The sequence below is a fragment of the Verrucosispora sp. CNZ293 genome, assembly GCF_002754655.1.
Map to the genome: position 1 here is coordinate 1,976,707 of NZ_PEFR01000001.1, position 22,617 is coordinate 1,999,323.

Here is a 22,617-nt window from a genome sequence, read left to right on the forward strand (position 1 = left end):
CGGGTATGACCGACCTCTATCCCGCCGCCGACGACCGCGAACTGCTGCGTCAGGCCGCTGCCGCGCACACCGCCGCCGTCCGGGAGTCCGAAGCCTTCCTGCGCCGGTTGCCGGAGGTGCCCGACCCGGCAGACCTGGCCGAGTACGCAAATCTGCTCACCCGCGAGGAGCAGACCCGCGCCGACCGGCAGGCCGCCGCGGACGCCGCCGGGCTCGCCATCGCCAGTCTCGAGGCCGAGTAGTCCGGTCCGGGCGGTCCGGGCGGACGTGCGCTCGTCCCCGGCGCGAGGCGGCGGCGCCGGGGACGAGCGTGGCGGGTCAGCGTTCGACGAGCACGTCGTGACCCAGGTCGAGCAGGCTGTGCCGCCACTCGTCGTCGGAGTTGCCGCGGCCGGGCTTGGCGGCGGTCAGCGACCTGATCCGCTCGACCGCGTCACGCATCACCTCGATGTCCTCAGGTGTCAGGTCGACCTTGCGTTTGCGCAGCACCGCGAGGATCTGCCGGCCCGGCTCCGGCAGATTCAGGTCCGGGTCGGGGCCGAACGCGGTCTCCCCGGAGCCCCGGGTCAGCAGCCACTGGCGCAGTTGCTCGGACGGCACGTTGACCTCGGCGTGGAAGTCCTCCCAGAGCACTTCCACCTCGGGGTCGAGTCGCTGCTCGCGTACCATCAGCCCTCCTCTGCCGGCGGCGACCCGGACTCTTCCGGGTGCCCCTCGTCGGTCTGCCCGCCCGGCCCCTCCGGCGGCACCTGCACCCGGGCGGGGTTGGCCGTCGGTGGCGCCAGGATCGCCTCGGTCCGCTCGTCTTCGCGGGCCTCGTCCGGTTCGGTCATCAGTGCCCTTCCGGTCAGCGGGGATGCGAGGTCGTCGCCCTCGCGTGACCCCGGCCGGCCGAGACGTCGAAGGCCAGCCGGTCGTCCCGGGCGTCGACGGTGACCCGCTGACCGGGTGAGATCTGCTGCTCCAACAGCATCCGGGACAGGTGGTTGTCGACCTCCCGCTGGATCACCCGGCGCAGCGGCCGGGCACCGAACTCGGGCTGGTAGCCGTGCTCGGCGAGCCAGTCAATGCCGGCGGTGGTGAACTCGACCTCGATGTCCTGGGCGTGCAGCCGGCGGCGGGTCTCCTCCAGCAGCAGCTCCGTGATCTGCCGCAGTTGCTCGGCCTCCAGCCGCCGGAAGATGATCACCTCGTCGATCCGGTTGAGGAACTCGGGGCGGAAGTTCTCCTGCAACCGGCGCATCAGCCGCTCCCGCAGCTCGTCGCTCTCCTGGGCGCTGCCCGGCTCGCCGGCGCCGAAGCCGACCGCCCGCTGCGCGCCGGTGATCAGTTCGGAGCCGATGTTGCTCGTCATGATCAGCACGGTGTTCTTGAAGTTGACGGTGCGGCCCTGGCTGTCGGTCAGCCGTCCGTCGTCGAGCACCTGCAGCAGGATGTTGAACACGTCCGGGTGGGCCTTCTCGATCTCGTCGAGCAGCACCACCGCGTACGGGCGGCGACGGACCGCCTCGGTGAGCTGGCCGGCCTCCTCGTACCCCACGTAGCCGGGCGGAGCGCCGACCAGTCGACTGACCGTGTGCCGTTCCTGGAACTCGCTCATGTCCACCCGGACCATCCGGTCCGCCTCACCGAACAACGCCTCGGCCAGCGCGCGGCCCAGTTCGGTCTTGCCGACGCCGGTGGGGCCGAGGAACAGGAAACTGCCCATCGGCCGGTTCGGGTCGGCCAGGCCGGTACGGGAGCGCCGGACCGCCTCGGCGACCGCGGTGACCGCGTCGTCCTGCCCGACGACCTTCTCGTGCAGCTGGCCCTCCAGCCGCAGCAGCCGGTCCCGTTCCTCCTCGGTGAGCTGGCTGGCCGGGATGCCGGTGGCCCGGGAGACCACCTCGGCGATCTCCTCCGGCCCCACCTCCGGCACCTGGCTGCCGTTGCCGTTGCCGTCGTCGCCCCGGGCCCGGTGCACCTGGCTCTCCAGCTCGGCGACCCGGTCGCGCAGCGCGGAGGCGCGTTCGTACTGTTCGTCGGCGACCGCCTGCTCCTTGTCCCGCCGTACCTCCTCAAGCTGCTGTTCCAGGTCACGCACGTCGGCGTCCGGGGTCCGGGTACGCAGCCGGACCCGGGCGCCGGCCTGGTCGATCAGGTCGATCGCCTTGTCGGGCAGGAAACGGTCGGTGATGTAGCGGTCGGACAGTTCCGTCGCGGTCACCAACGCCTCGTCGGTGAAGCGCACCTGGTGATGTGCCTCGTAGCGGTCCCGCAGGCCGCGCAGGATGGCAACGGTGTCCTCGACCGTCGGTTCGGGGACGAACACCGGCTGGAACCGCCGGGCGAGCGCGGCGTCCTTCTCGATGGTGCGTCGGTACTCGTCGAGGGTGGTCGCACCGATCACCCGTAGTTCGCCCCGGGCCAGCGCCGGCTTGAGCATGTTCGACGCGTCCATGCCGCCCTCGCTGCCCGCCCCGCCCGCACCGACCAGGGTGTGGATCTCGTCCAGGAAGATGATCAGCTCCTCCCGGTGGGCCCGGATCTCGTCGATCACCTTCTTCAGCCGTTCCTCGAAGTCGCCCCGGTAGCGGGTGCCGGCGACCAGGCCGGCCAGGTCGAGCTGGATCACCCGCTTGCCGAGCAGCGTCTGCGGCACGTCGCCGTCGCAGATCTTCTCCGCCAGGCCCTCCACGATCGCGGTCTTGCCGACACCTGCCTCACCGATGAGCACCGGGTTGTTCTTGGTACGCCGGGACAGGATCTCCACCGCCTGCTCGATCTCGTCGGTGCGCCCGATCACCGGGTCGATCTGGTCGTTGCGGGCCAGGTCGGTGAGGTCCTGGCCGTACTGGTCGAGGGTGGGCGTGCCCCGGTCGGGGCGGGGGCCGCCGGCCGGGCCGCGTTCGGCGTTGGCGGCCTGCAGGGACTCCGGCTGGATACGTCCGGCGGCGAGCATCCGGCCGGCGGGCGACTCGGGGTTCAACGGCAGGGCCATCAGGATGTGCTCGGGCCCGATGTAGTTGGCACCCATCGCCCGGGACAGCTGGTGGGCGTCGAGAAGCGCCCGCTTGGCCGCCGGCGTCAGTGACAGGTTCGGTGGGACCTCGCCCTGTGGGGCACCGTCGCCCCGTCCGCCCAGGGCGTTGACCAGGGTGTCCGGGTCCGCGCCCGCCCGCCGGACCAGGTCGCGCAGCGGCTCGCGCTGCAACGCCGCCCAGAGCAGGTGGTCGGTGTCCAGGTCGTTGCTCTGTTTCTGGGCGGCCCGACGCGCCGCGTCGGCGAGCATCTCCCGCGCGTCCGCGGTCATCAGCCGGGTGATGTCGACCCGGTGCGCCGGGCGTCGCCCGCCCTCGCCCCGACCGAAGTACCGCGCCAGGAACTCGTCCCACGGGTCGGAGCCGAAGTCACCGGGTCCAATCATGTCTGTCCTCCGCGGTCGGGCGCGAGACGGTCGGCACGGGCTACCCAGCCCCCGGCCGGACAAACGCCACCACCGGGCCCCGGCCCTCGGCCCGGCGCGGCTACCCGGCGGGTCGGCCGAACGGATGGCAGGGTTGACGGATGGAACCGACACCGCTGCTGATCGTGGATGCCGCAAACGTGGTGGGCTCGCGCCCGAACGGCTGGTGGCGCGACCGGGCCGGCGCGACCGCCCGACTACGGGACACGCTCGTTCCGGTGGGCGGGCGGGGTCTGCCCCCGGACCTGCCGCCCCCCGTCGAGGTGGTGCTGGTGGTGGAGGGCGCGGCCCGGGACGTGCCGGGCGTCGACGGGGTACGCGTGGTGTCCGCCGACGGTTCCGGCGACGACGCCGTGGTCGACCTGGTGGCCGGCGCCGGGCAGCGGCGACGGGTGGTGGTGACGGCCGACCGGGAGCTGCGGGAGCGGGTCACCGCACATGGCGCCGAGGTGCACGGTCCCCGCTGGTTGACAGGTGGTGGCGGTGGGTGAGCGCCCGGCCACCGGTCCCACTGATCGGACCGACGGGCGCTGCGGTCGACAACCGGTCAGCGGGGCAGGAACACTGACAGGGCACCTGTTCGGTCCACTACCGGCATAGGCTCTAATGGAGTCCTCCCCGCCCCCAGGAGGTTCCGCGTGGCGAGCGTCGCCGAGCTCAAGGCAGCCATCGATATCGCACTTCAGCAGATCGGTGACGGTCAGAGCGCCGTGCAGGCCGCGGGCGAGAAACTGGCCGAGGCACAGCAGACCCTCGCCGGGGCGTTGGAGGGCAGCGGCCACACCACTGTCGAGGCGGCGCAGGCGTCACTGACCCAGGCCAGCCAGGAGTTGGAGGAGTGCCTCGCCGCGACGCTCGTCGCGGTCGAGCAGGCCCAACAGTACGTCTCGACGCTGTAGGGGCGGGCGTGTCCATCGTCGAGGAGGTCGGCGCACAGGTCCGCGCCGCCGCCGAGGAACTGCCGCTGGGGCTGTTGGGGCAGGCGCTGGAGAAGTTCGGCCTGGCCAGTGAGCGGCTGCGCTGGGTACGTCAGGAGTCGGCAGATCCGATGGGGGTGCCGGAGCTGTCCGCCGCCACCGAGCACGCGGAGACCGCCGGCTACGCGTTGCGGCTGGCCCAGGAGCAACTGACCGCGTACCTAGCCGCGATCGGGCTGGCCCCCGACGGCGCGCCACCGCCCCCCGGGCAGCCGCAGCGGCAGCCGGTGCACGACGCGCCCGGGGCGGCCGAACCGCAGGTCGCCGCTCCGGAGCCGGCCGGTGAGGTGCGGCTGCGCCGCTGGTGGTCGGTGCGGGTGGCCGAACTGACGGGTGGGCGGGAGGGCCCGGCCGAGCAACCTGACGAGCGCGTCGCCGATTCCCGCGAACTGCTGCACCGGGTGGTACGCGGCGTCCGGGCCGGTGACCGCGACCGGCTGCACCGCGACCTGCGAGGCGCGCACGCCGACGTCGGACTCGGCCTGGCCGCCGTGGCCCCGCCGCTGCTCCGCGACCTCGCCAGCGAGCTGCTCGGCCATCCGCCACGCGGCGACGACCTGGCCCGGTTGCACCGCGAGCTGGACGGTCGGGTCCGCGATCTGCTTCCCGGTCTGCCGGCCCCGGTGCTGGACACGCTGCTCAGCCGGGTCTGCCGGATGCCGCCGCCGCGCCGTGGCGAGGGCGAGCAGCAACACGCCGCCGATCCGGCGGTCACCGCCGGGGTGCTCACCGGGGTCCTGCTCGACCGCCTCGGCCGCGACCTGCCGTCGACGGCCGGCGGTACCGGTGCCGACCGGCCCACGACCAGCCGAGCACCAGGTGGCCGCCCGACCGGGTGGGGCGGTGAGCCGGAGCCCGGCCGGCGTCCCGAGCCCGTTCGTCCCGCCGGGCCGGTCAGCTCCGGGGGTGGTCGCACGACACCGTGGTCCGGCGCACCGTCGCGGTCCACCTCCGGCGACGGGTCCATCGGCCGGCCGAGGCGCGGGATCGATGGCTGACCGGCGCAACCAGCTGGTCACCCGGGTCCGGGAACTGCTCGCCGAGGCACTTGGCGCGTCCCGGGACCGGTCGGCCGCCGCCCATCTCGCGTTGACCGCCGCCCGTGAGCGGGCGGTGCGGGTACGCCAGGCCGCCGCAGGTGTGCCGGAGCGGGTCGGGGCCGAACGCGACCGCCGCCTCGCCGAGATCGATTCCCGGCACGCGGCACGGTTGGCGGTGCTGGCCCGGGAGGCGGCCGAGGCGGCGGCCCGGGAGGCGCCCGGCGCGGGTTCGTCGGACTGGCCCGGGTGGCGCCCGACCCCGGCCCAGCGGGCCGAGGCGCCGGGGGCGACGAGGATCGGCACCGTCCGGCTGACCGGCACCGCGCCGGTACCGGCGCTCGTGCCGCTGCTCGACGCCGGGCACGTCACGCTCGACGGGGACGCCGACGGGTGTGCGGCCGTGGTCGCCGCGCTGCTGCTGCGAAGCCTGGGTCGGGCCGCGCCGGGCAACGTCCGGCTGGTCGGCTACGACCCGGACCGGCTCGGCGGTGGGCTGGCCGGATTCGCCCCGTTGGGTCCGGCCGGGCTGCTCACCTTCGTCGGCCCGGGTGGCCTGGGTCGGCTGCTGGACGACCTGGTGGAACAGATCCGCCGGATCAACGAGACAGTGCTGGCCGGCGAGCACGCCTCGTTGCGCGAGCTGGCCGCCGCGACGGGACGCCGCCCCGAGCCGTGGCGGGTGGCGGTGCTGCTCGGCGGCGAGGAGTTGTCCCGGCACGAGCGCGGTCAACTCGACCGGGTGGTACGTGCCGGTGTCGCCTGCGGCGTACACCTGATCGTGCGGGGTGTGCCGGTGCCCGACGAACCGTCGGTGACCCGGGTGACGGTGACCGCCGACGGCGCCCGGATCGGCCGCCTGCCAGTCCGGCTCGACCCGCCCCCGCCGGCCACCCTGGTCACCGAGACCTGTCGGGAGATCGCCTCGGTGGTCAGCGCCGGGCCGGCCCCCACCCCGTTCACCGACCTGCTGCCGCCGGCCGACCAGATGTGGCGGGAGGACTCGGCGACCGGGCTGACCGCGCCGATCGGTGAGGGTCCGCAGGGCCGGCCGGTGCTGCTCACCCTCGGCGACTATCCACCGCACGCGTTGATCGGCGGGCCCTCCGGCACCGGAAAGACGAACCTGATCTTCGCCTGGATCGGGGCCCTCGCGGCCCGCTACTCCCCCGCCGAGTTGGAGTTCTACCTGCTCGACTTCAAGGAGGGGGTGTCCTTCGCCCGGTTCGCCAAGGGCCGGCGGGACCCGAGCTGGCTGCCGCACATGCGGCTGGTCGGCATCAACGTCAACACCGACCGGGAGTTCGGGCTGGCGCTGCTACGTTTCCTGGCCGAGGAGCTGCGCCGGCGGGCGGACGCGGCCAAGAAGCACGAGGTCACCAAGCTGGCCGAGCTGCGGCAGGTGGACCCGACCGGGCACTGGCCCCGGATCGTCGCGGTGGTCGACGAGTTCCAGATGCTGCTGGCCGGCCGCGACGCGGTCGCCCGGGAGGCGGCCGACCTGCTGGAGGACCTGGCCCGCCGGGGCCGCTCCCAGGGCATTCACCTGGTGCTGGCCTCGCAGGACGTACGCGGCATCGAGGCGCTGTGGGGCCGGCCGGCGCTGGTCGCCCAGTTCACCCTGCGGATCGCGCTGCCGAAGGCGCTGCGGATCCTCGCCGAACGCAACGACGCCGCCCAGTCGCTGCCCAAGTTCCACGCCGTGGTCAACGCCGAGTCTGGTCTGACCGAGGGCAACCAGGTGGCCCGGATCCCGTCGGCGAGCGACTGGGAGACGTGGAGCGACCTGCAACACCGGCTGTGGCGGATGCGTCCGGCCGAGGCGTCGCCCGCCCGCCTCTTCGACGGCGACGCGGTGCCACGGCTGGCCGACGCGCCGGACTTCCGGGCGCTGCGCGCGCCGGAGGTCGGTACGCCCCGGGGGCCTGTCGCACTGCTCGGCGAGATCATCGACGTGCAGGCCCGTTCGGCGGTGCTGCGGCTGCCCCGGGCACCGGGCCGTAACCTGGCCGTGCTGGGCACCCGGGTCGACGAGGCGTGCGCGGTGCTGGACGCGGCGGCCCGCTCGCTGGCCCGCCAGCACCGCCCCGGCAGCGCCCGCTTCTCGATCGCCTGCCTGGATCCGGACGCCGACCCGGCGGCCCGGGCCCTCTACGAGGACCTCGCCGACGACGCCGCCTGGTACGACGAGGAGACAGTGGCCGAGCTGATGGCCGAGACGGCTGACGCCCTGGGCGCGCCCGGCGCCACCGGGGCACCCCACTACCTGCTGCTGTTCGCCGTCGACGCGGCGGCCGGTACGCTCGCCGCCCGCACCGGCCGGGCCACCGGGCTGGAACACCTGCGCCGGATCCTGCACGACGGCCCGGAGCGGCGCACGCACGTGCTGGCCTGGTGGCGCGGGGTGGCCCGGATGCGCGCCGACCTGGGTGGTACCGGCGCGCGTACCGACCAGATCGGCGCCTGGGTGGCGCTGGACACCCACGGCGGGGAGCTGGGCCCGTCGTTGTACCCGGGCAGCGGTGGGCCGGACTGGTACCCCCGCCCGTGGCGTGGGCTCTTCTTCGACCGGGCGGTGCACCGCACCGGGCAGACCATCATCCCGTACGGACCGGCACGATGAACGAACCGGTCACCAGCCAGTCGTACACCGCCCAGCTGCGCCGGCTCGCCGAGTTGACGGCCCGGGTGCGGGAGCAGCGCGAGGAGGCCCAGGACTGGTACGAACAGCAGTGCGCGGCGGCGGACCGGGCGGTGGCCGAGTCCGCCGACGAGGTGAACCGGGCCGAGCGGGAGCTGGCCGCCGCGCGCGAGGCACAGGAACGGGTGGATGCCGAGGCGACGGTGCTGTGGCAGGAGTTGAACGCCCGGCTGGGCGGTGGCGGGCGACGGGCCGGGGCACCACCGGCACCCGCGCCGGAGGCCACCGGCGACCCAACCGTGCTGCTGGACGGGGTACGCGACCTGCTGCGCCGTACCCGTCAGCCCGGTGAACTGCCGGGCAACGTCAACCCGCTGCTGGCGATGTGCGGCGTCGCCGGTGCGGTGCTGGCGTACGCCCTCGGTGCCGTCGCCCGCGCCCTCGGTGCGCGCGGCGACGGGGACCTGGCTGTCGGCCTGCCGGTGCTGGCCCTGGTGGTGACGCTGCTCGGCCCGGTGCTGGGCCTGATTCCGGCGCGCCTGATCGCCGACCGTCGCCACGCCGTGCTGAGCCCCCGCCCGGTCCTCATCGTCGTCATCGCCGGCCTCACCACCACCCTCCTCCTCCTAACCCTCCCCTCCCCTAACCACCCCCGCTCCCGCTCCCGCTCCCGCTCCCGCTCCCGCTCCCGCTCCCGCTCCCGCTCCCGCTCCCGCTCCCGCTCCCGCTCCCGCTCCCGCTCCCGCTCCCGGCGATCTTGCACTTCTTGTCGGGATGAGACGGGGCATAGCGGACAATCCGGCGACCATAAGTGCAAGATCGACGGGGTGGGGTGGGGTGGGGTGGGGTGGTGGGCGGGGTTCAGGCGGGGTGAGGGTGGCTTCGCGGAGGAGGCGGCGGGTGAGGGTGAGGCGGTCGGCGTCGGTGTCCAGGCCGGGAAGGTCGCCGACGCGGATCGACGGGCCGGCGAGCAGGGCCCGCACGGCCGGTTCGCACGACGCGGGCAGGGTGATCGTGCGGTCGAACAGGCGCAGCGTCACCCGATCCCCCTCGCCGACAAGCTGCCAGCGCAGGCCCCTACGGGCCATGACACGGCTGTCAGCGGTCAACGCGGTGATCGCGGCGGCCTGGGCCAGCGGCCGGATCGGTGCCGGGCGCGACGCCGACCAGGCCCGCTGCCGCAGCCGGGTAGCCACGGCGTCCGGATCGGCCCGCAGCAGCCACTCCCGCAGCGCCTCGACCGTCTCGGTCAGCTCCGGCTCGATGGCGTCCGGATCGGCCACGTCGGTGCCGAACGGCAGGGTCGCCCGTAGTCGCTGGTCCTCGGCGGCCAGCCCGAGCAGTTCCTCGACAAGCGCGTACCGGGTCAACGCCCGGATGCCCACGGTCAGGTGCAGTGAGCTGGACTCCTGCGCCTGGGCGCTGTGCAGCCACCCCCGGGGCAGGTAGAGCGCGTCACCCGGTTCCAGGACCACGTCCAGCGCGGCCGGCCCCTGTGCGGTGGCCGTGACCTCGTCGGCCCGGCCACCCCACGGCTGCCGCTCCAGCGGGTCGGGCAGCACCGGCGGATGGATGCGCCAGTGCTTACGGCCGTCGACCTGGAGCACGAAGACGTCGTGGGTGTCGTAGTGGGTGGCGAAGCCCTGGCTGTCCGGCGGGGTCAGATAAGCGTTCACCTGCAACGGCTGCCCCACCGCGAGGCTCAGGTCCCGAGTGAAGTCGATCAACGCCGGCCAGGTGCGGTGCAGCCCCTGCAGCACCAGGGTGGCGCCGTCGGCGTACAGCTGGAGGACCTTCTCGTCGAGGACCTGGTCGTCGATCTCGGCGCCGGCGCCGCCACCGCCGGTGTACCGCGCCGCCGGCAGCACCTGGCCGTCCTTGGCCACCCGCAGGAAGGGGGTACGCAGACCGCGCCGGCTGAGCAGTTCGTCGGCGTCGGCGGGACTGAGCAGATCGGTGAAGCCGGCCGGGTTGGGCAGCTCGGCGGCGCGGGACAACAGTGGGGTACGCCCCCAGTGGGCGGCGGCGAACTTCGCCGCCTCCACGCTGACGCAGCGGGCCAACGCGGCAGCGGCCGAGGTCCGATCCGCAGGCTGGTCGAGGTCGGACGGTGACGGAGCCGCCGGGCGGCCGTGGCCGCCCGGCGGGTCGAGATGCGTCATGGCGATCCGTTACCGGGCGGCGCCGTCGGCACCGCCGTCGTGCTGACCCGGAGTGGCACCGCCGTCGGCCGGACCTTCGGCACTGCCGTCCGCGCCGCCGTCGTGCTGACCCGGAGTCGCGCCGCCGTCGGCCGGACCTTCGGCACTGCCGTCCGCGCCGCCGTCGTGCTGACCCGGAGTCGCGCCGCCGTCGGCCGGGCCCTCCGCCGCGCCGCCGCTGGTGGTCTGCATGTCATCGTCGTTGAGTGGCATCGTGCTCCCTCGGATTGACCCGCCCCCGCCGCCGTCGGTCGGGTGCGTCCTGCCGCGGGTGGTACCCCGCTCCCGATCTTCTCTAACCACACCTCGTCCTACCGTAATCGCCCGAACCATCCGGCATGTACCGCTTCGCCAGTCCGGCGTCGGGCACCGGCGAGCGGGAAGTGACAGGATGGGCCGAACACGCCGACGGAGGTGCCGATGACCGAACCATTGGAGCCGGTGACCGAGGACTGGCAACGCGCCCTGGCGATCGTGGCTCATCCTGACGACCTGGAGTTCGGTGCCGCCGCCGCCATCGCGCGCTGGACCGGGCAGGGCAAGCAGGTGGTCTACTGCCTGGTCACCAGTGGTGAGGCGGGCATCGACGGGATGCCGCCACCGCGTGCCCGCGAGGTACGCGAGCAGGAGCAGCGGGAATCGGCGGCGCTGGTGGGCGTGGACACTGTCGAGTTCCTGGGCCTGCCCGACGGTGTGTTGGAGTACGGCGTGCCGCTGCGCCGCGAACTGGCCGCGGTGGTCCGCCGGCACCGGCCGGAGATCGTCATCACCAACAACTTCCGGGCCACCTGGGACGGCGCGGACGTGCTCAACCAGGCCGACCACATCGCCGTGGGCCGGGCCACCCTGGACGCGGTCCGCGACGCCGGCAACCGCTGGATCTTCCCGGAGCAGTTGACCGACGGTGTCGAGCCGTGGGGCCGGGTACGGCAGGTGTGGGCCGCCTCGTCACCGCGTTCCCGGCACGGCGTGGACACCACCGACACGTTCGACCGAGGGGTCGCGTCGCTGCTGGCCCACGAGGCGTACCTGACCGGTCTGGGTGACGGCAGCTTCGACGCCGAGGAGTTCCTGGAGGGCGGTGCGCGGCCGGTCGGGGCGCGGCTGGGCGTGCGCTACGGCACCTCGTTCGAGGTGTTCCACTTCGACCTCTGGTGACCCAGCAGGTGCATCCGGGGTCGAGCCGGCAGGCGTCGACCCACCCCACGGTGGGGCGGGTCGCGACGCGCCCGGTCAGGGCATGATCCGGGCAAGGTCGGCGGGCATGGTGTCCTTGACGTCATCCCACTCGCCCTGGGTGATGTGCCGGCGCAGCGTGTCCAGCACCACCTGGACCACCCGCTCCGGACCGCCCGCCACGTCGTACGGGAAGCCCTGGCGGACCTCGTAGAGGAAGTCGTCCCGGTTCAGCTTGATCGGGACGTCCTGCGGTTGCCAGCCGTCGAAGTAGATGCCCCGCACCACGATCGGCAGTTGGGCGGAGAACTCCACGCTCTCCTGCACCGGCATCCGGTCACGCAGCAGGTGCAGCACGGTACGCAACGCGGCGTACGACTGGTTGCGCTGCTCCTTCGGCCATCCGTACGCCTTCTCGATGTCCTTCAGGATCAGGTTGGTCTTGTCCATCGAGGACTCGATCGCGGACTGGAACTGCTCAGCCATCTGTCCACCCCTGTCTGTCGGTTTCCCACCGTCGGTCGTCGTGGCGTCGCGGCGGACCCGCCGGGCCACGCCGGTTCCGGATCGGGCTGTCCCGCCCGACGCTTGCCAGCCGCCGAGGCGGCTCGGACGCTCCGACAATGCGCAGGACGGCATTGCGCCGCCGGTGCGGTACCAGCCGAACGGTCATCGCCTGCCACCTCCGTGGTGTCGCTCCCGCGCGGACGATCACCGGAGCACCCGCGCCGCTGCCACCATGCTCCGCACCGCCCGGGTGAGTCGTCCTCACCCCGTACGGGTGAGAATCCACCCGCCCGCTCGCCTGCCCGGCTCCCTGGTGGAGGCGGGGCGGTCAGTCGGTCCCGGTGAGCAGGGCCTGGAGTTGCTGGGCATTGGTCTGGGCATAGTCGCGGTAGCAGTTGTTCATGAGAACGTGGGTCTGCTCGGTCTCGCCGGCCAGCTCGCGGAGCTTGGGCGCCCAGTCCTTGAGCTCCCGCGCGGAGTAGTGGTAGCCGAACTTCTCGTGAATGTCCTTGCTGGTCCACTTGTCGCTGTGGCCGTGGAAGCGCACCACCGCGAGGTCCGAGGTGGCGGTCAGCACCGGCGGGATCGAGGAGCGGTGGCCCTGCGGCATGTCCACGCTGACGTACGCCAGCTGGTGCTCACGCAGGAAGTCGAGGGTCTCCGCGGCGTTGTCGCCGTCGAACCAGGAGGCGTGCCGGAACTCGAACACCGGGCGCAGCGGCGCGCACCGGCGGGTCACCTCCAGCAGGTACTGCTTGTTGTCCCGCCGGATGGTGAACCAGGGCGGGAACTGGAACAGCAACGCGCCGAGCTTGCCCGCCTCGACGAGCGGGTCGAGGGCGCTGAGGAAACGGGTCCAGACCTCCTCGTACGCCTGCGGCGGCAGATCGTCGGGGTAGACGTTGCGCTTGTCGGTATCCGGTCGCAGGTCCTTGTAGAGCGCGCTGACCCGGGTGGGGTGACCGGTGAGCAGACTGAACGCCTTCACGTTGAAGGTGAAACCGGCCGGGGTCCGCTCAGCCCAGAGCTTCGCGGTGCGCTCGGCGGGTGGCGAGTAGTAGGTGGCGTCGACCTCGACCAGCGGGAACTGGCGCGCGTAGTAGACCAGCCGCTTCTCCGGCGTGTCAGCCGTCTGGGGATACCAGCCCGAGTCCAGCAGGGTCCGGTCGGTCCAGGAGGCGGTGCCCACCATGATCTCGCCCATGGGTGGAGTTCACCGTGTCCCGGACCGACCGGCAACCGTTACGGGTCAGGCCGCCCGACGTTCGCGGGTCTGCTTGCAGGTGACACAGGTGGTGGCCGACGGGAAGATCTCCAGCCGTTCAACCGGGATCGGCGCGGTGCAGCCTTCGCAGAAGCCGTAGGTGCCCTCGGCGAGCCGGGCGAGGGCATGTTCGTACTGGGCGCGACGGTCCAGGATGGTCCGCAGCAGCGACTGCGCGGTGTCCCGCTCGGCCGTCTTGGTGCCGCTGTCGGCCTGGTCGTCGCCGGCGGTGTCGCCGACCTCGACGAGCCGCAGCACCTGGCTCTGCTGCACCGCCTGCTGGTACTCCTCGGTCAGCTCGTCGTGGCGGGCCTGCAGGGAGAGCCGGATCTGGTCGATCTCCGCCTGGGATCGGCTCGTGCCGACCGTGTCGTGGACGAGCATCGCTGCCTGCCTTTCCTGGGCCATATGGTCTGCGCGGGCGGGTCGGTCCGCACCCGGTCATAACGCCCAAGTCATCGCACCCGGGCGCTGTGAGCCCCGCGTTTACCCTCGTTGTCCACGGCTCAAACCGACAGGTTCACGGATTCACCAACGCCGGGCGGCGCGGATCGTCCACCCGGACCAGCACGTCGGCGAAGCTGGCGGGGGCCACCTCGGCGGCGTACCTGTCGAAGGCGGGCAGCGTCCAGGCAAGTTCCGGGTCGGTACGCCGGCGCAGCGCGGCGGCCGACATCTCCAGGTGCACCACGATGTCGAAGGCCAGCCCGCCGCCGAGCAGGAACGCGCCGCTGACCAGCACCACACCGCCGGGCGGCAGGTCGACGTACGCTGCCCGGCTGGCCCGGTCCGCCCGGGCGTCCCAGAGCGAGGGCAGCACCCTGCCGTGCCCATCCGGCCCTGCCGGGTCCAGCACCTCCCGGCGCAGGCCGGCCTCATCCACCCAGCCCTCGTAGTACGCGTCCGGGTTGGTTCGACCCCGTTCCAGGCGTACCGAGGCGGGGCGCAGGAAGTCGTCGGCCCGTACGTGCAGCACCGGGTGGCCGAGGGCGCGCAGCGGGTCGACCAGGGCCTCGGCCAGGTCGTCGGGGCGGGCGGCCGGCGCACCGTCCACGGCGACCCGCAGCCGCCCGGTCGACGCCGCGCCGGCGAGCCGGTCGGCCAGCTCGGTGACCAGCAGCGGCGGTGAGATGGGACGCACGCGCATCCGACAATGGTGCCCGCTGGCCGGCGCTCACACGCCCGTCCCGACCGAGCGGGATCCGCGTCGCTTCCCGACCATCCGGCCGGCGCGGTGGCGGGTCAGCCGGCGCGGTGGCGGGTCAGCCGGCGCGGTGGCGGGTCAGCCGGCGCGGTGGCGGGTCAGCCGGCGCGGTGGCGGGTCAGCCGGCGCGGTCGAGGGTGACCCGGGCGTCGTCGGCCAGCCGGTAGCCGACCCCGTAGACGGTGGTGACCAGCGGAACGTCCACGCCGACCTTGCCGCGTAGCCGACGCACGTGCACGTCGACCGTGCGTACCCCGGCGTGCTCGTAACCCCAGACGGCGTTGAGCAACTGGAGTCGGGTGAAGACCCGCCGGGGGTTCGCGACCAGGTGCAGCAGGAGGTCGAACTCCAGCCGGGTCAGCGGCAGCGGCTCACCGTCGCGCAGCACCGACCGGGAGGACGCCAGGATGTGCAGGGTCGGAAAGGCGGGCGCGAGCTGTCGCGTCGGCGTCCGGCCCGCCGGCACGGCCTCGGCACGGCGTTCCGGGACGACCGGACCGACTGTGGTGATGGTGCCTTCGCCCCGCTCCAGCATCTCCCGCGCCGCCTCGAGCAGTCGACGGGCGGCCGGCGTCAGCGACTCCTCGCAGGCCAGCGGGATGCTCAGGGTCACCGTGAGGACGGGGGCGGCGGTGTTGGCGGGACGACGCTGACCGCCGGGAGGCCGACCGGGCACCGCGGGTTGGGACGTATGCCATCCGGCACGCGACGAAGCGGGGCTGACCGACATGGTCCTCCTTGGCTGGTCCGGGTTTTCCCCACGGCCCCGGGACGCCGCTCTATCGATGCTTCCCGGCGCCCGTGCGAGGGTCAAGGGGCGGCTGCGTTGCATGAATGTGACAATTGACCGACACATCGGAGCCGTCCGCTCGCTCTGCGTACGAGGCCAGATGATTACAGCAGAGTCGCCAAGTTGACCTGATACGGGGGGTGGGTCGACACCGTTCGCGGCCTTCGGGCGGGATGTCCGCACCCGCCGTGACGTCGGCTGTTCGCGCTCCCACGCCCCGACCGTCACGCGAATGGGACACAGGTGTCGCCCCATGGACCGGCCCGCCACGGGCTGCCGGTGCGGCGGTTCAACCTTCGACGGTCACCCGTGCCTCGTCGGCGAGGCGGTAGCCGACACCGTGGACGGTGGTCAGCAGCGGGCTGTCGGCGCCGAGCTTGGCGCGCAGCCGACGGACGTGCACGTCGACGGTGCGGACCATCGCGTGGTCGTAGCCCCAGACCGCGTGCAGCAGTTGCCGCCTGGTGAACACCCGACGGGGCCGCTCGGCCAGGAACAGCAGCAGGTCGTACTCGATCCGGGTCAGCGGGATCGTCCGGTCGCCCTGGCGTACGACACGCGGACCGGTGCGGATCCGGACCAGGTTCGGGTCTGCCACGGCTGCCGGGGCGTCGTCCTCCCGGGACAGTCGACCCTCACCCGACTCGGTGATCTCGCCGAGCAGTTCGAGCAGCCGGTTCAGGCGGGGGCTCACCGGGCCTGCCCCGAGGTCCACGGTGATGGTCAGGGTCGGCCGGGTGCGCTGTCGCACCGGCCGGATCCGGCTGGTGTGGCGGGGTGGGTGCTGGCGCGGGCCGAGAGCGACGACGGACACGGTGGCCTCCTGGGGCTACCGCCACGCCGACGGGCGTGACGGTTCAGCGGGACGCCCGGCCGGCGGTCGCCGGGGGCGCGAGAGTGGACGGTGCGGCTGGTGGGGTGGGGCCCAGCACGGGCAGACCGGCGACCTGCCAGGCGGCGAAGCCGCCGACCACGTCGGTCGCCCGGCGCAGCCCGAGGTCCTGAAGCGAGGCGGCGGCCAGCGACGAGGTGTAGCCCTCCTGACAGAGGATCACCACGGGCAGGTCGTAGCCGACCGCCTGCGACAGCCGGGCGGGGCACCGGGGGTCCAGTCGCCACTCCAGCACGTTGCGCTCGATGACCAGGGCACCCGGCACCGTGCCGTGCGCCGCCCGCTGGGCGGCGGGACGGATGTCGACGAGCAGGGCACCGGCCCGGTACGCCAGGTGTGCCCGCTCCGGGTCGAGACGGTCCAGTCGGGCGCGGGCGGCGGCGAGGATCTCGGCTATCCCCGGGAGCCCGGGGGTGGCACCGGCGCCGGACAGCCGGTGGTGGGATCGGTGTGCGGCATGGGCGGTTCCTTCCAGAAGGCGGGAGGCGTTGTGGCCGGTCGGCGTCTCACCATGCCACGCCGGCTTCGGCCACCTCGGCGACCCGCAACCGGCCGTGCGCGAGCCGGTAGCGGATCATCCGGCGCAGCGCCGGACGGTAGACGTGGACGCTTACCGCGGGTGCGGCGTGCCGATTGGTGACGACGTGCACGTGTCGGGGACCGAAGCGACGGCCGGTACCGGCGGCGAGCAGGTGTGGACGCAGCCGGCCGCCGCTGACGGTCTGCTCGGTGAGGGTTCCCGAGACCACCAGGAAGGCGCCCGAGGAGCCACCGTGGTCGTGCAGGTCGGTGCCCTGGCCGGGGAGCCAGCTCAGCGCCCACACCTCGTGGTCGTGGTGCACGGCCAGCCGGGCGTACCACCGGGTGGCGGGGTCGAAGCGCAGCGGCACCGGCCAGCTCGCGGGAGCCGCGGCCCAGCGTCGGGCGACGGCGAGCAGGTCCGATTCGGTGGGTACGGAGGGCATCAGATCCTCGCGACGGTGGCCAGTGGTTGTCCCGACCAGCTTAGACGGTAAAGCCTATAGGTTTAGTATGCTATCCCGTATCGCGGGACGCTGTCGTCGCGTCGGGCCCCCGGTCATGGCCGGACGATCCCGGCTGGCCCGGCGGCCCGGCGGCCGGTGGCCCAGTCGAAGATCACGTGTCGGCCGGCGGTGGCGAGCGGCGCGACGCTGCCGACTAACCTGTACCGGTGAGCGACGAACTCGACGCCGAGACCCTGGAATTCGCGCACCGGATGTTCGACCTGGCGCGCGACGGCGCGACCTCGGACCTCGCCGGGTACGTCGACGCGGGGCTGCCGGTCAACCTGACCAACGAGAAGGGTGACAGCCTGCTGATCCTGGCGGCGTACCACGCCCACCCGGAGACGGTCCGGGCGCTGCTCGACCGGGGCGCCGACCACTCCCGCGCGAACGATCGGGGTCAGACGGCGCTGGCCGCTGCGGTGTTCCGCAGCAACGCCGAGGCGGTACGCGCACTGCTCGACGCGGGCGCCGACCCCGACGGCGGCAACCCGTCGGCGGTGGCCACCGCCGAGTTCTTCGACCTGCCCGAGATGCTCGCCCTCCTGCGGGCCTAGGCGGCGTTCCCGAGGGCTCGCCCAACAGCGGCGCACCTGGTGGCCGCGCGGCCCCCACGGCGGACGTGCGGCGTCGAGGTGGGCCGGTGGCGGCGTCGGTGCGACGCCTACGCTCTGGCCTCGATGAGGAAGCGGCGGGCGTACGCGACGAAGGGCCCCTCGGCGCGGATCCGGTCGTGCAGGCGCCGTAGGGCGGGTAGGTGCGCCGCCACGGTGAAGCCGGGCACCGTCCAGATCACCTTGCGGAGGAACCAGACCACCGCGCCGATGTCGTGGAAGACCGTACGCAGCGTCGCCTCGCGCAGGTCCACCACGGTCAGCCCGGCCGCCCGGGCGGCGGCCACCGCGTGCTCCGGATGGCGGTGCGCCGGCGGCGGCAGCGGACCGAGGATCGCCTCGCTGAGTTCACGTACGGTGCCCGGGCCGATCTGCTGGGACAGGAACGTACCGCCCGGACGCAGCACCCGGGACACCTCGGGCCAGTCGGTGCGTACCGGATGTCGACTGACCACCAGGTCGAAGGCGGCGTCCCGGAACGGCAGGGGCGCGTTGCCGAGCACCGCCACCACGCTCGCCCCGAGCGGCGCCAGGTTCGCCCGGGCCACAGGTACGTTCGGCGGCCACGCCTCGGTCGCGGCCAGCAGTCGCGGCGGGTCCGGCACCTCGGCCAGCACCTCTCCCCCACCCGTGTCGATGTCCAGCGCCGCGTCGGCGCTCGCCATCCGGGCCGCCACCAGTCGCGCGTACCCCCAGGGTGGGCGTTCCTCGGTGGCCCGTCCGGTGAGCCAGTCGAACGCCCACCCCTCCACCGGGGCGGCGGCCCCCTCGGCGATCAGATCCTCGAAGCTCGTCTCTCGCGGCACGGTTGTCAGCGTGTCCGGCCGGCACCGCTGTGGCAACGCCTTATCCGTCCCCTGCGGCGGTCTCCGCCGCCGCGCGCAACCGGGGCAGGACCGGCGACCCGGGGCCGGCAGCGGGCGCTACGGACGGGGGCGGACGACCTCGACGGTGGGGGCGTCGAGGCCGCGTACGATCTCGACGCTCGCCGCCTCGCGACGGCTGCCCTCGAAGTGCCGCATCAGCCGCGCACCGAGGTGTACGCCCACCCCGCCGACGCCGAGGGCGAGCAGCTCGACGACGAGCAGCGCCGGGGCGGCGCCCCGGTTCGTCGCGTCCGCCCGGACCAGGCAGGAGAGCAGGAACAGCCCGGCCATGCCCGCGTTGACGACGTTGAAGCTGATCGCGGTGCGCCGGGTGCGGTCCGGCGGTACGTCCCACAGGTCCACCATCCCGGCGACCGCCGTCAACGCCGCCGCCACCAGCGCGGCCACCGCCGTCCAGTAACCGACCTCGCCGAGGAAGACCGGACCGCCGACCACGTCGGCGAGGTCGAAGATGACGGCACAGACGAAGAGCCCGTACGGAAAGGTCACAAGCATCGGTTGGATGGGGTGTCCCTGCACCCGCAGCCGGCTCTGCATCTGGTCCCCCTGGGATAGTCAGTCCATCAGTCCAGGGTGCTACCCGGGCGCCACCCGGGCGAAACGACACGCCCCGGTCAGTTGTCCCGGGGCCGGGAGACCGTGCTGACCAGCCGCTCCGCCACCTCGCGGAGCGGGATCGACAGCGACGACGCCGCGCTGCGCAGCACGTCGAGGGCGTCCTCGGCGGGACAGCCCCGCTGGGTCATGATGACGCCGACGGCCTGACCGATCACGCCGTCGTTGAGCAGCGCGGTGTCCTGCTGCCCGGTCAGCGCGGCACGTTTCTCCCGGTCGCGTACGGCGGCCAGCAGCAGACCCGCGTGTTCGGCGAGCAGCATCGCGGTCAACTGGTGGCCGGGGGTCAGCGCGTCGGGTTCGGCGGCGTACAGGTTGACCGCGCCGATCACCTGGTCGTCGATGTCCACGGGTGCCGAGATGACCCCGCGTACGCCCAGCTCGCGGGCCCGGGGCGTCCACTGCGGCCAGCGCGGTTCCACACCCAGCTCCTCCGCGCCGACCATCTCCCGGCGGCGGATCGCGTCCATCGCCGGGGTGTCCGCGCCGTAGCGCAGGTCGTCCAGCCCGCTCAGCCGGGCATCGGAGGCGGCGACACCCGCCGGCTCGCCGGCCCGCAGGGCGGTGAACCCGCACCAACTCACCCCCGCCAGCGCCTCCCGGGTGATCCGGACCAGCGCGGACAGCGCCGCGTCGAAGTCGTCCACGGCGATCAACCCGGCGGTCAGCTCCCGCAGCAGGGCAGCCGTCTCCAGCACGCCGAGCGTCTCTGCCAGTGGTGCACGCGTCTCCAGGTTCACCGGCCTGCGGCTCCCGTACGCCCGATCAGCGTCGCCACCCGTCTCCTCCTCCGCTGGGCCCCCGCGCTGCGGCCACCCTCGACAACACGACCGCCCTACTACCCACGGCACAACGGTCGAAACGGCGCAAAGCGGCGCCCCTCCCAGGATACGGGTGCCGCCGGGAGGGGCGCCGTCGGACCAGCCGACCTCAGCGGGAACCGGCTCCGCTGAGCCGTCGACCGACCGAGGCGATCAGCCGGTCCAGCTCGGAGCCGAACGGGTTGTCGTGCACGAGGTACGTCCAGGTGGCGCTCGGCCGGACCAGCTCCGCCGCGTCCGGCTCCCAGTCCTCGTCGAACTCGGTCTCGGCGAAGGTCGCCAGCGTCCGCGCCTCGATCGCCGGGACCAGTTCGGTGAACGCCGGAACCGCGGCCCGGTGGAACTCGTCGAGCGGATCGAGCCGGCCCAGGGCCCGCAGGTGCACGCCCTCGCGGACCTCCGAGAGCTCGGCCAGGTGCGACGCCCACAGCCGGTCGAGGTGGTAGAGGGCGATCGAGCGGGCGACCTGCGCCAGCAGGTCCTCGTCCATCTCGCCGGCCTTCTCCGGCATCTTGTCCAGCAGCATCAGCGCGGCGACGTCGCTGGTGAGCAGCCGCTCCCGCCGCTCGGCGAGCGCCTTGCGCTGCTGCTCGATCACCACGCTGTACCGCCAGGTGTTGCGGTGGATCTCGTGGTTGACCCCTTCCGCGACCCGCTGGGCGTGCTCGACCGCGTAGTCCACCTGCGCGTCGGTGACCAGGCCGTCGGCGTTCATCCGGGGCGACGGCGGCACCGAGTCACCGGCGTGGCGGACGACGAGATCGTCTTCCAGGCTGACGAAGAAGACCGACCCACCCGGGTCGCCCTGGCGACCGGCCCGGCCACGCAACTGGTCATCCACGCGGCGGCTGTCGTGCCGGCCGCTGCCGATCACGTAGAGGCCACCCAGTTCGGCCACCCGCTCCCGGTCGGCCTGGTCGCTGCCGCCGAGGCGGATGTCCACGCCCCGGCCGGCCATCTGGGTGGAGACGGTGACCGTGCCGAACGCGCCGGCCTCGGCGATGATCGCCGCTTCCTCGTCGTCGTTCTTCGCGTTGAGCACCACGCACGGCACTCCGGCGGCGTTGAGCCCGGCGGCCAACTGCTCGGACTCCTTGACGTCGAGCGTGCCGACAAGCACCGGCCGCCCGTCGGCGTGGCAGCGCCGGATCTCGTCGATCAGCGCCTCTTCCTTCTCCGCCCGGGTGGCGTAGATGCGGTCCGGCTCGTCGGCCCGGACACACGGGGTGTTCGGCGGGATCACCGCGACCTCCAGGCCGAAGAACTCCCGCAACTGGTCGCCGACGAGCACCGCGGTGGCGGTCATGCCGCACACCATCGGGTAGAGCCCGACGTACGCCTGCACGGCGATGGTGCCCAGCACCTCACCCTCCGCCGAGGCGTCCAGTCCTTCCTTGGCCTCGACCGCCGCCTGGAGCCCGTCGGGCCACCGGCGGCGCTGGGCGACCCGCCCCCGCATCTCGTCGATCAGCTCGACAGTGCCGTCCCGGACGATGTAGTCCACGTCCCGGTGCAGCAGGGCGTGCGCGTGCAGCGCCACGTTGACCGCCGAGAGCTGCTCGACGTTCTCCTCGTCGTACAGGTCGATGCCGAGCTTGGCCTCGACGGCGGCCAGACCGGCGGAGGTGAAGGCCACGCTGCGGCCGTCCTCGGCCACCGTGTAGTGCTTGCCCCTACGCAGGCCGCGGACGAGCGCCGCGGCGGCGTGCACCGGGTCCTGTTCGCCCGGTACCGAGCCGGCGAGCACCATCGGCACCCGGGCCTCGTCGATCAGGATCGAGTCGGCCTCGTCGACGATGGCGGTGCGCAGCGGGCGCTGCACCCGGTCCTCGATGTCGGTGACGAGCTGGTCGCGGAGGAAGTCGAAGCCGGCCTCGCTCACCGACACGTAGGTGACGTCGCAGGCGTACGCGGCCCGCCGTTCGATCGGGGTGGACGCCTCGTTGACCCAGCCGACGGTGAGCCCGAGCAGGGTGTAGATCGGCTCCATCCACTGGGCGTCGCGGCGGGCCAGGTAGTCGTTGACGGTGAGCACGTGCACCGGCCCGTTGCCGAGGCGGACGTGCCCGTACGCGGCGATCGCGGCGGTGAGCGTCTTGCCCTCACCGGTGGCCATCTCGGCGACCTTGCCGGAGAGCAGTGACATGGCGCCCAGCAGCTGGACATCGTACGGACGCTGGTCGATGCCTCGGCGGGCCGCCTCACGACCGAGGGCGCAGATCTCCTCGTAGCTGGACGCCGCGGCTGCCGCCTCGGTGAGTTCGGCGTCGTCGAACGCCGAGATCTCCTCCTCGCGGGCCTCGATGACCGGCAGCAGCTTCTCCAGCGGAGCCAGATCGACAGTCGTCCCCGGGCGTTGGAGGAACCGGCGGAACCTGGTCTTCAACCGTTGCGACACACCCATGAGCCGCAACGGTACGCGACCGAACCGATCTTGAACGTCCCACCCGACCCACCAGATCCCCGCGATCTTGCACATTCGGTCCCGACATAAGGGATGTGCAGCACATAAGGGCGACCA

General features: G+C 73.0%; 23 protein-coding genes and 2 pseudogenes. 8 read left to right on the forward strand and 17 right to left on the reverse strand.

Annotated features, from left to right (window positions below):
- Positions 1-5: 5 nt before the first annotated feature.
- Positions 6-242 carry a hypothetical protein gene (locus CLT74_RS09025; RefSeq protein WP_099846138.1) on the forward strand — a complete coding sequence of 79 codons (237 nt, stop codon included), beginning with the start codon at positions 6-8 and terminating at the stop codon, positions 240-242.
- A 76-nt stretch (positions 243-318) separates the two neighbouring features.
- Here the strand turns inward: CLT74_RS09025 and CLT74_RS09030 are convergent, their stop codons facing one another.
- The 3 genes from CLT74_RS09030 to CLT74_RS09035 are packed head-to-tail and all read right to left on the reverse strand — an operon-like array spanning position 319 to position 3,406.
- Entirely contained in the window at positions 319-669 is a 351-nt protein-coding gene (locus CLT74_RS09030) for a DUF3140 domain-containing protein (RefSeq protein ID WP_099846139.1), read from the reverse strand.
- Positions 669-833 carry a hypothetical protein gene (locus tag CLT74_RS30745; protein ID WP_199172146.1) on the reverse strand — a complete coding sequence of 55 codons (165 nt, stop codon included), beginning with the start codon at positions 831-833 and terminating at the stop codon, positions 669-671. The genes CLT74_RS09030 and CLT74_RS30745 overlap by 1 nt, the downstream gene beginning before the upstream one ends.
- A gap of 14 nt (positions 834-847) precedes the next feature.
- Positions 848-3,406 (reverse strand): ATP-dependent Clp protease ATP-binding subunit, encoded by a 2,559-nt coding sequence (locus tag CLT74_RS09035; RefSeq protein ID WP_099846140.1) that lies wholly within the window; start codon positions 3,404-3,406, stop codon positions 848-850.
- A 140-nt stretch (positions 3,407-3,546) separates the two neighbouring features.
- On the opposite strand from CLT74_RS09035, the gene CLT74_RS09040 reads away from it, so the two are divergent.
- The 5 genes and pseudogenes from CLT74_RS09040 to CLT74_RS31225 all read left to right on the forward strand — a co-directional run.
- Entirely contained in the window at positions 3,547-3,936 is a 390-nt protein-coding gene (locus CLT74_RS09040) for a hypothetical protein (protein WP_099846141.1), read from the forward strand.
- 147 nt (positions 3,937-4,083) lie between these two features.
- Entirely contained in the window at positions 4,084-4,344 is a 261-nt protein-coding gene (locus tag CLT74_RS09045) for a hypothetical protein (protein WP_099846142.1), read from the forward strand.
- A gap of 8 nt (positions 4,345-4,352) precedes the next feature.
- Positions 4,353-5,420, forward strand: coding sequence for a hypothetical protein (locus tag CLT74_RS09050; RefSeq protein ID WP_099846143.1), 1,068 nt, complete (start codon positions 4,353-4,355; stop codon positions 5,418-5,420).
- Entirely contained in the window at positions 5,413-8,082 is a 2,670-nt protein-coding gene (locus CLT74_RS09055; protein WP_099846144.1) for an FtsK/SpoIIIE domain-containing protein, read from the forward strand. Before CLT74_RS09050 ends, CLT74_RS09055 begins: the two co-directional genes overlap by 8 nt.
- Positions 8,079-8,735: pseudogene (locus CLT74_RS31225) on the forward strand (hypothetical protein); the annotation flags it as partial. The gene CLT74_RS09055 and the pseudogene CLT74_RS31225, both read left to right, overlap by 4 nt.
- 231 nt (positions 8,736-8,966) lie before the next feature.
- Here the strand turns inward: CLT74_RS31225 and CLT74_RS09065 are convergent.
- Both CLT74_RS09065 and CLT74_RS09070 read right to left on the reverse strand, forming a co-directional pair.
- Positions 8,967-10,262, reverse strand: a pseudogene (locus CLT74_RS09065) (cupin domain-containing protein); the annotation flags it as partial.
- A 9-nt stretch (positions 10,263-10,271) separates the two neighbouring features.
- Entirely contained in the window at positions 10,272-10,514 is a 243-nt protein-coding gene (locus CLT74_RS09070; RefSeq protein ID WP_099846145.1) for a hypothetical protein, read from the reverse strand.
- Between the two features lie 207 nt (positions 10,515-10,721).
- Here CLT74_RS09070 and CLT74_RS09075 point away from each other — a divergent pair, with 207 nt between their 5' ends.
- Complete coding sequence (locus CLT74_RS09075; protein ID WP_199172147.1) at positions 10,722-11,459, forward strand: PIG-L deacetylase family protein; 738 nt, start codon at positions 10,722-10,724, stop codon at positions 11,457-11,459.
- A 75-nt stretch (positions 11,460-11,534) separates the two neighbouring features.
- Here the strand turns inward: CLT74_RS09075 and CLT74_RS09080 are convergent, their stop codons facing one another.
- The 8 genes from CLT74_RS09080 to CLT74_RS09120 all read right to left on the reverse strand — a co-directional run bounded on the left by CLT74_RS09080 (position 11,535) and on the right by CLT74_RS09120 (position 17,099).
- A complete protein-coding gene (locus CLT74_RS09080; protein WP_099846147.1) occupies positions 11,535-11,963 on the reverse strand; it encodes a DUF2267 domain-containing protein in 429 nt (142 codons plus the stop codon).
- Between the two features lie 349 nt (positions 11,964-12,312).
- Positions 12,313-13,188 carry a DUF72 domain-containing protein gene (locus tag CLT74_RS09090; RefSeq protein ID WP_099846149.1) on the reverse strand — a complete coding sequence of 292 codons (876 nt, stop codon included), beginning with the start codon at positions 13,186-13,188 and terminating at the stop codon, positions 12,313-12,315.
- A gap of 45 nt (positions 13,189-13,233) precedes the next feature.
- Entirely contained in the window at positions 13,234-13,632 is a 399-nt protein-coding gene (locus CLT74_RS09095; protein WP_099851628.1) for a TraR/DksA family transcriptional regulator, read from the reverse strand.
- Between the two features lie 136 nt (positions 13,633-13,768).
- Positions 13,769-14,395, reverse strand: a complete 627-nt coding sequence (locus CLT74_RS09100; RefSeq protein ID WP_099846150.1) for a uridine kinase — start codon at positions 14,393-14,395, stop codon at positions 13,769-13,771.
- 175 nt (positions 14,396-14,570) lie between these two features.
- Positions 14,571-15,182 (reverse strand): winged helix-turn-helix domain-containing protein, encoded by a 612-nt coding sequence (locus CLT74_RS09105; RefSeq protein WP_099846151.1) that lies wholly within the window; start codon positions 15,180-15,182, stop codon positions 14,571-14,573.
- 349 nt (positions 15,183-15,531) lie between these two features.
- A complete protein-coding gene (locus tag CLT74_RS09110; protein ID WP_099846152.1) occupies positions 15,532-16,056 on the reverse strand; it encodes a winged helix-turn-helix domain-containing protein in 525 nt (174 codons plus the stop codon).
- Between the two features lie 43 nt (positions 16,057-16,099).
- Positions 16,100-16,399: a rhodanese-like domain-containing protein gene (locus CLT74_RS31230; protein ID WP_486582180.1), complete on the reverse strand. Its 300-nt coding sequence runs from the start codon at positions 16,397-16,399 to the stop codon at positions 16,100-16,102.
- Positions 16,400-16,640: 241 nt separating this feature from the next.
- Positions 16,641-17,099 carry a cysteine dioxygenase gene (locus tag CLT74_RS09120; protein WP_099846153.1) on the reverse strand — a complete coding sequence of 153 codons (459 nt, stop codon included), beginning with the start codon at positions 17,097-17,099 and terminating at the stop codon, positions 16,641-16,643.
- A 227-nt stretch (positions 17,100-17,326) separates the two neighbouring features.
- On the opposite strand from CLT74_RS09120, the gene CLT74_RS09125 reads away from it, so the two are divergent.
- The gene (locus tag CLT74_RS09125) at positions 17,327-17,716 is read left to right on the forward strand and encodes an ankyrin repeat domain-containing protein (RefSeq protein WP_099846154.1); all 390 of its coding nucleotides are present in this window, start codon (positions 17,327-17,329) and stop codon (positions 17,714-17,716) included.
- A 107-nt stretch (positions 17,717-17,823) separates the two neighbouring features.
- Here the strand turns inward: CLT74_RS09125 and CLT74_RS09130 are convergent, their stop codons facing one another.
- From CLT74_RS09130 to secA2, 4 genes are all read right to left on the reverse strand, one after another.
- On the reverse strand, positions 17,824-18,579 hold the full coding sequence (locus CLT74_RS09130; RefSeq protein WP_099846155.1) for a methyltransferase domain-containing protein: 756 nt from the start codon (positions 18,577-18,579) through the stop codon (positions 17,824-17,826).
- A 117-nt stretch (positions 18,580-18,696) separates the two neighbouring features.
- Positions 18,697-19,197: a DUF2231 domain-containing protein gene (locus tag CLT74_RS09135; protein ID WP_099846156.1), complete on the reverse strand. Its 501-nt coding sequence runs from the start codon at positions 19,195-19,197 to the stop codon at positions 18,697-18,699.
- A gap of 77 nt (positions 19,198-19,274) precedes the next feature.
- On the reverse strand, positions 19,275-20,015 hold the full coding sequence (locus tag CLT74_RS09140; protein WP_099846157.1) for a GAF and ANTAR domain-containing protein: 741 nt from the start codon (positions 20,013-20,015) through the stop codon (positions 19,275-19,277).
- Between the two features lie 190 nt (positions 20,016-20,205).
- Entirely contained in the window at positions 20,206-22,500 is a 2,295-nt protein-coding gene (secA2, locus tag CLT74_RS09145) for an accessory Sec system translocase SecA2 (RefSeq protein WP_099851631.1), read from the reverse strand.
- Between the last annotated feature and the right edge of the window lie 117 nt (positions 22,501-22,617).

What these genes read in the sequence shown, in the direction of transcription:
- CLT74_RS09100 (WP_099846150.1), bottom strand. Translation starts at nt 14,395, where the DNA reads ATGCGCGTGCGTCCCATCTCACCGCCGCTGCTGGTCACCGAGCTGGCC.
- CLT74_RS09025 (WP_099846138.1), top strand. Translation starts at nt 6, where the DNA reads ATGACCGACCTCTATCCCGCCGCCGACGACCGCGAACTGCTGCGTCAG.
- CLT74_RS09080 (WP_099846147.1), bottom strand. Translation starts at nt 11,963, where the DNA reads ATGGCTGAGCAGTTCCAGTCCGCGATCGAGTCCTCGATGGACAAGACC.
- CLT74_RS09030 (WP_099846139.1), bottom strand. Translation starts at nt 669, where the DNA reads ATGGTACGCGAGCAGCGACTCGACCCCGAGGTGGAAGTGCTCTGGGAG.
- CLT74_RS09075 (WP_199172147.1), top strand. Translation starts at nt 10,722, where the DNA reads ATGACCGAACCATTGGAGCCGGTGACCGAGGACTGGCAACGCGCCCTG.
- CLT74_RS09055 (WP_099846144.1), top strand. Translation starts at nt 5,413, where the DNA reads ATGGCTGACCGGCGCAACCAGCTGGTCACCCGGGTCCGGGAACTGCTC.
- CLT74_RS09090 (WP_099846149.1), bottom strand. Translation starts at nt 13,188, where the DNA reads ATGGGCGAGATCATGGTGGGCACCGCCTCCTGGACCGACCGGACCCTG.
- secA2 (WP_099851631.1), bottom strand. Translation starts at nt 22,500, where the DNA reads ATGGGTGTGTCGCAACGGTTGAAGACCAGGTTCCGCCGGTTCCTCCAA.
- CLT74_RS09040 (WP_099846141.1), top strand. Translation starts at nt 3,547, where the DNA reads ATGGAACCGACACCGCTGCTGATCGTGGATGCCGCAAACGTGGTGGGC.
- CLT74_RS30745 (WP_199172146.1), bottom strand. Translation starts at nt 833, where the DNA reads ATGACCGAACCGGACGAGGCCCGCGAAGACGAGCGGACCGAGGCGATC.
- CLT74_RS09135 (WP_099846156.1), bottom strand. Translation starts at nt 19,197, where the DNA reads ATGCAGAGCCGGCTGCGGGTGCAGGGACACCCCATCCAACCGATGCTT.
- CLT74_RS09095 (WP_099851628.1), bottom strand. Translation starts at nt 13,632, where the DNA reads ATGCTCGTCCACGACACGGTCGGCACGAGCCGATCCCAGGCGGAGATC.
- CLT74_RS09035 (WP_099846140.1), bottom strand. Translation starts at nt 3,406, where the DNA reads ATGATTGGACCCGGTGACTTCGGCTCCGACCCGTGGGACGAGTTCCTG.
- CLT74_RS09105 (WP_099846151.1), bottom strand. Translation starts at nt 15,182, where the DNA reads ATGTCGGTCAGCCCCGCTTCGTCGCGTGCCGGATGGCATACGTCCCAA.
- CLT74_RS09070 (WP_099846145.1), bottom strand. Translation starts at nt 10,514, where the DNA reads ATGCCACTCAACGACGATGACATGCAGACCACCAGCGGCGGCGCGGCG.
- CLT74_RS09120 (WP_099846153.1), bottom strand. Translation starts at nt 17,099, where the DNA reads ATGCCCTCCGTACCCACCGAATCGGACCTGCTCGCCGTCGCCCGACGC.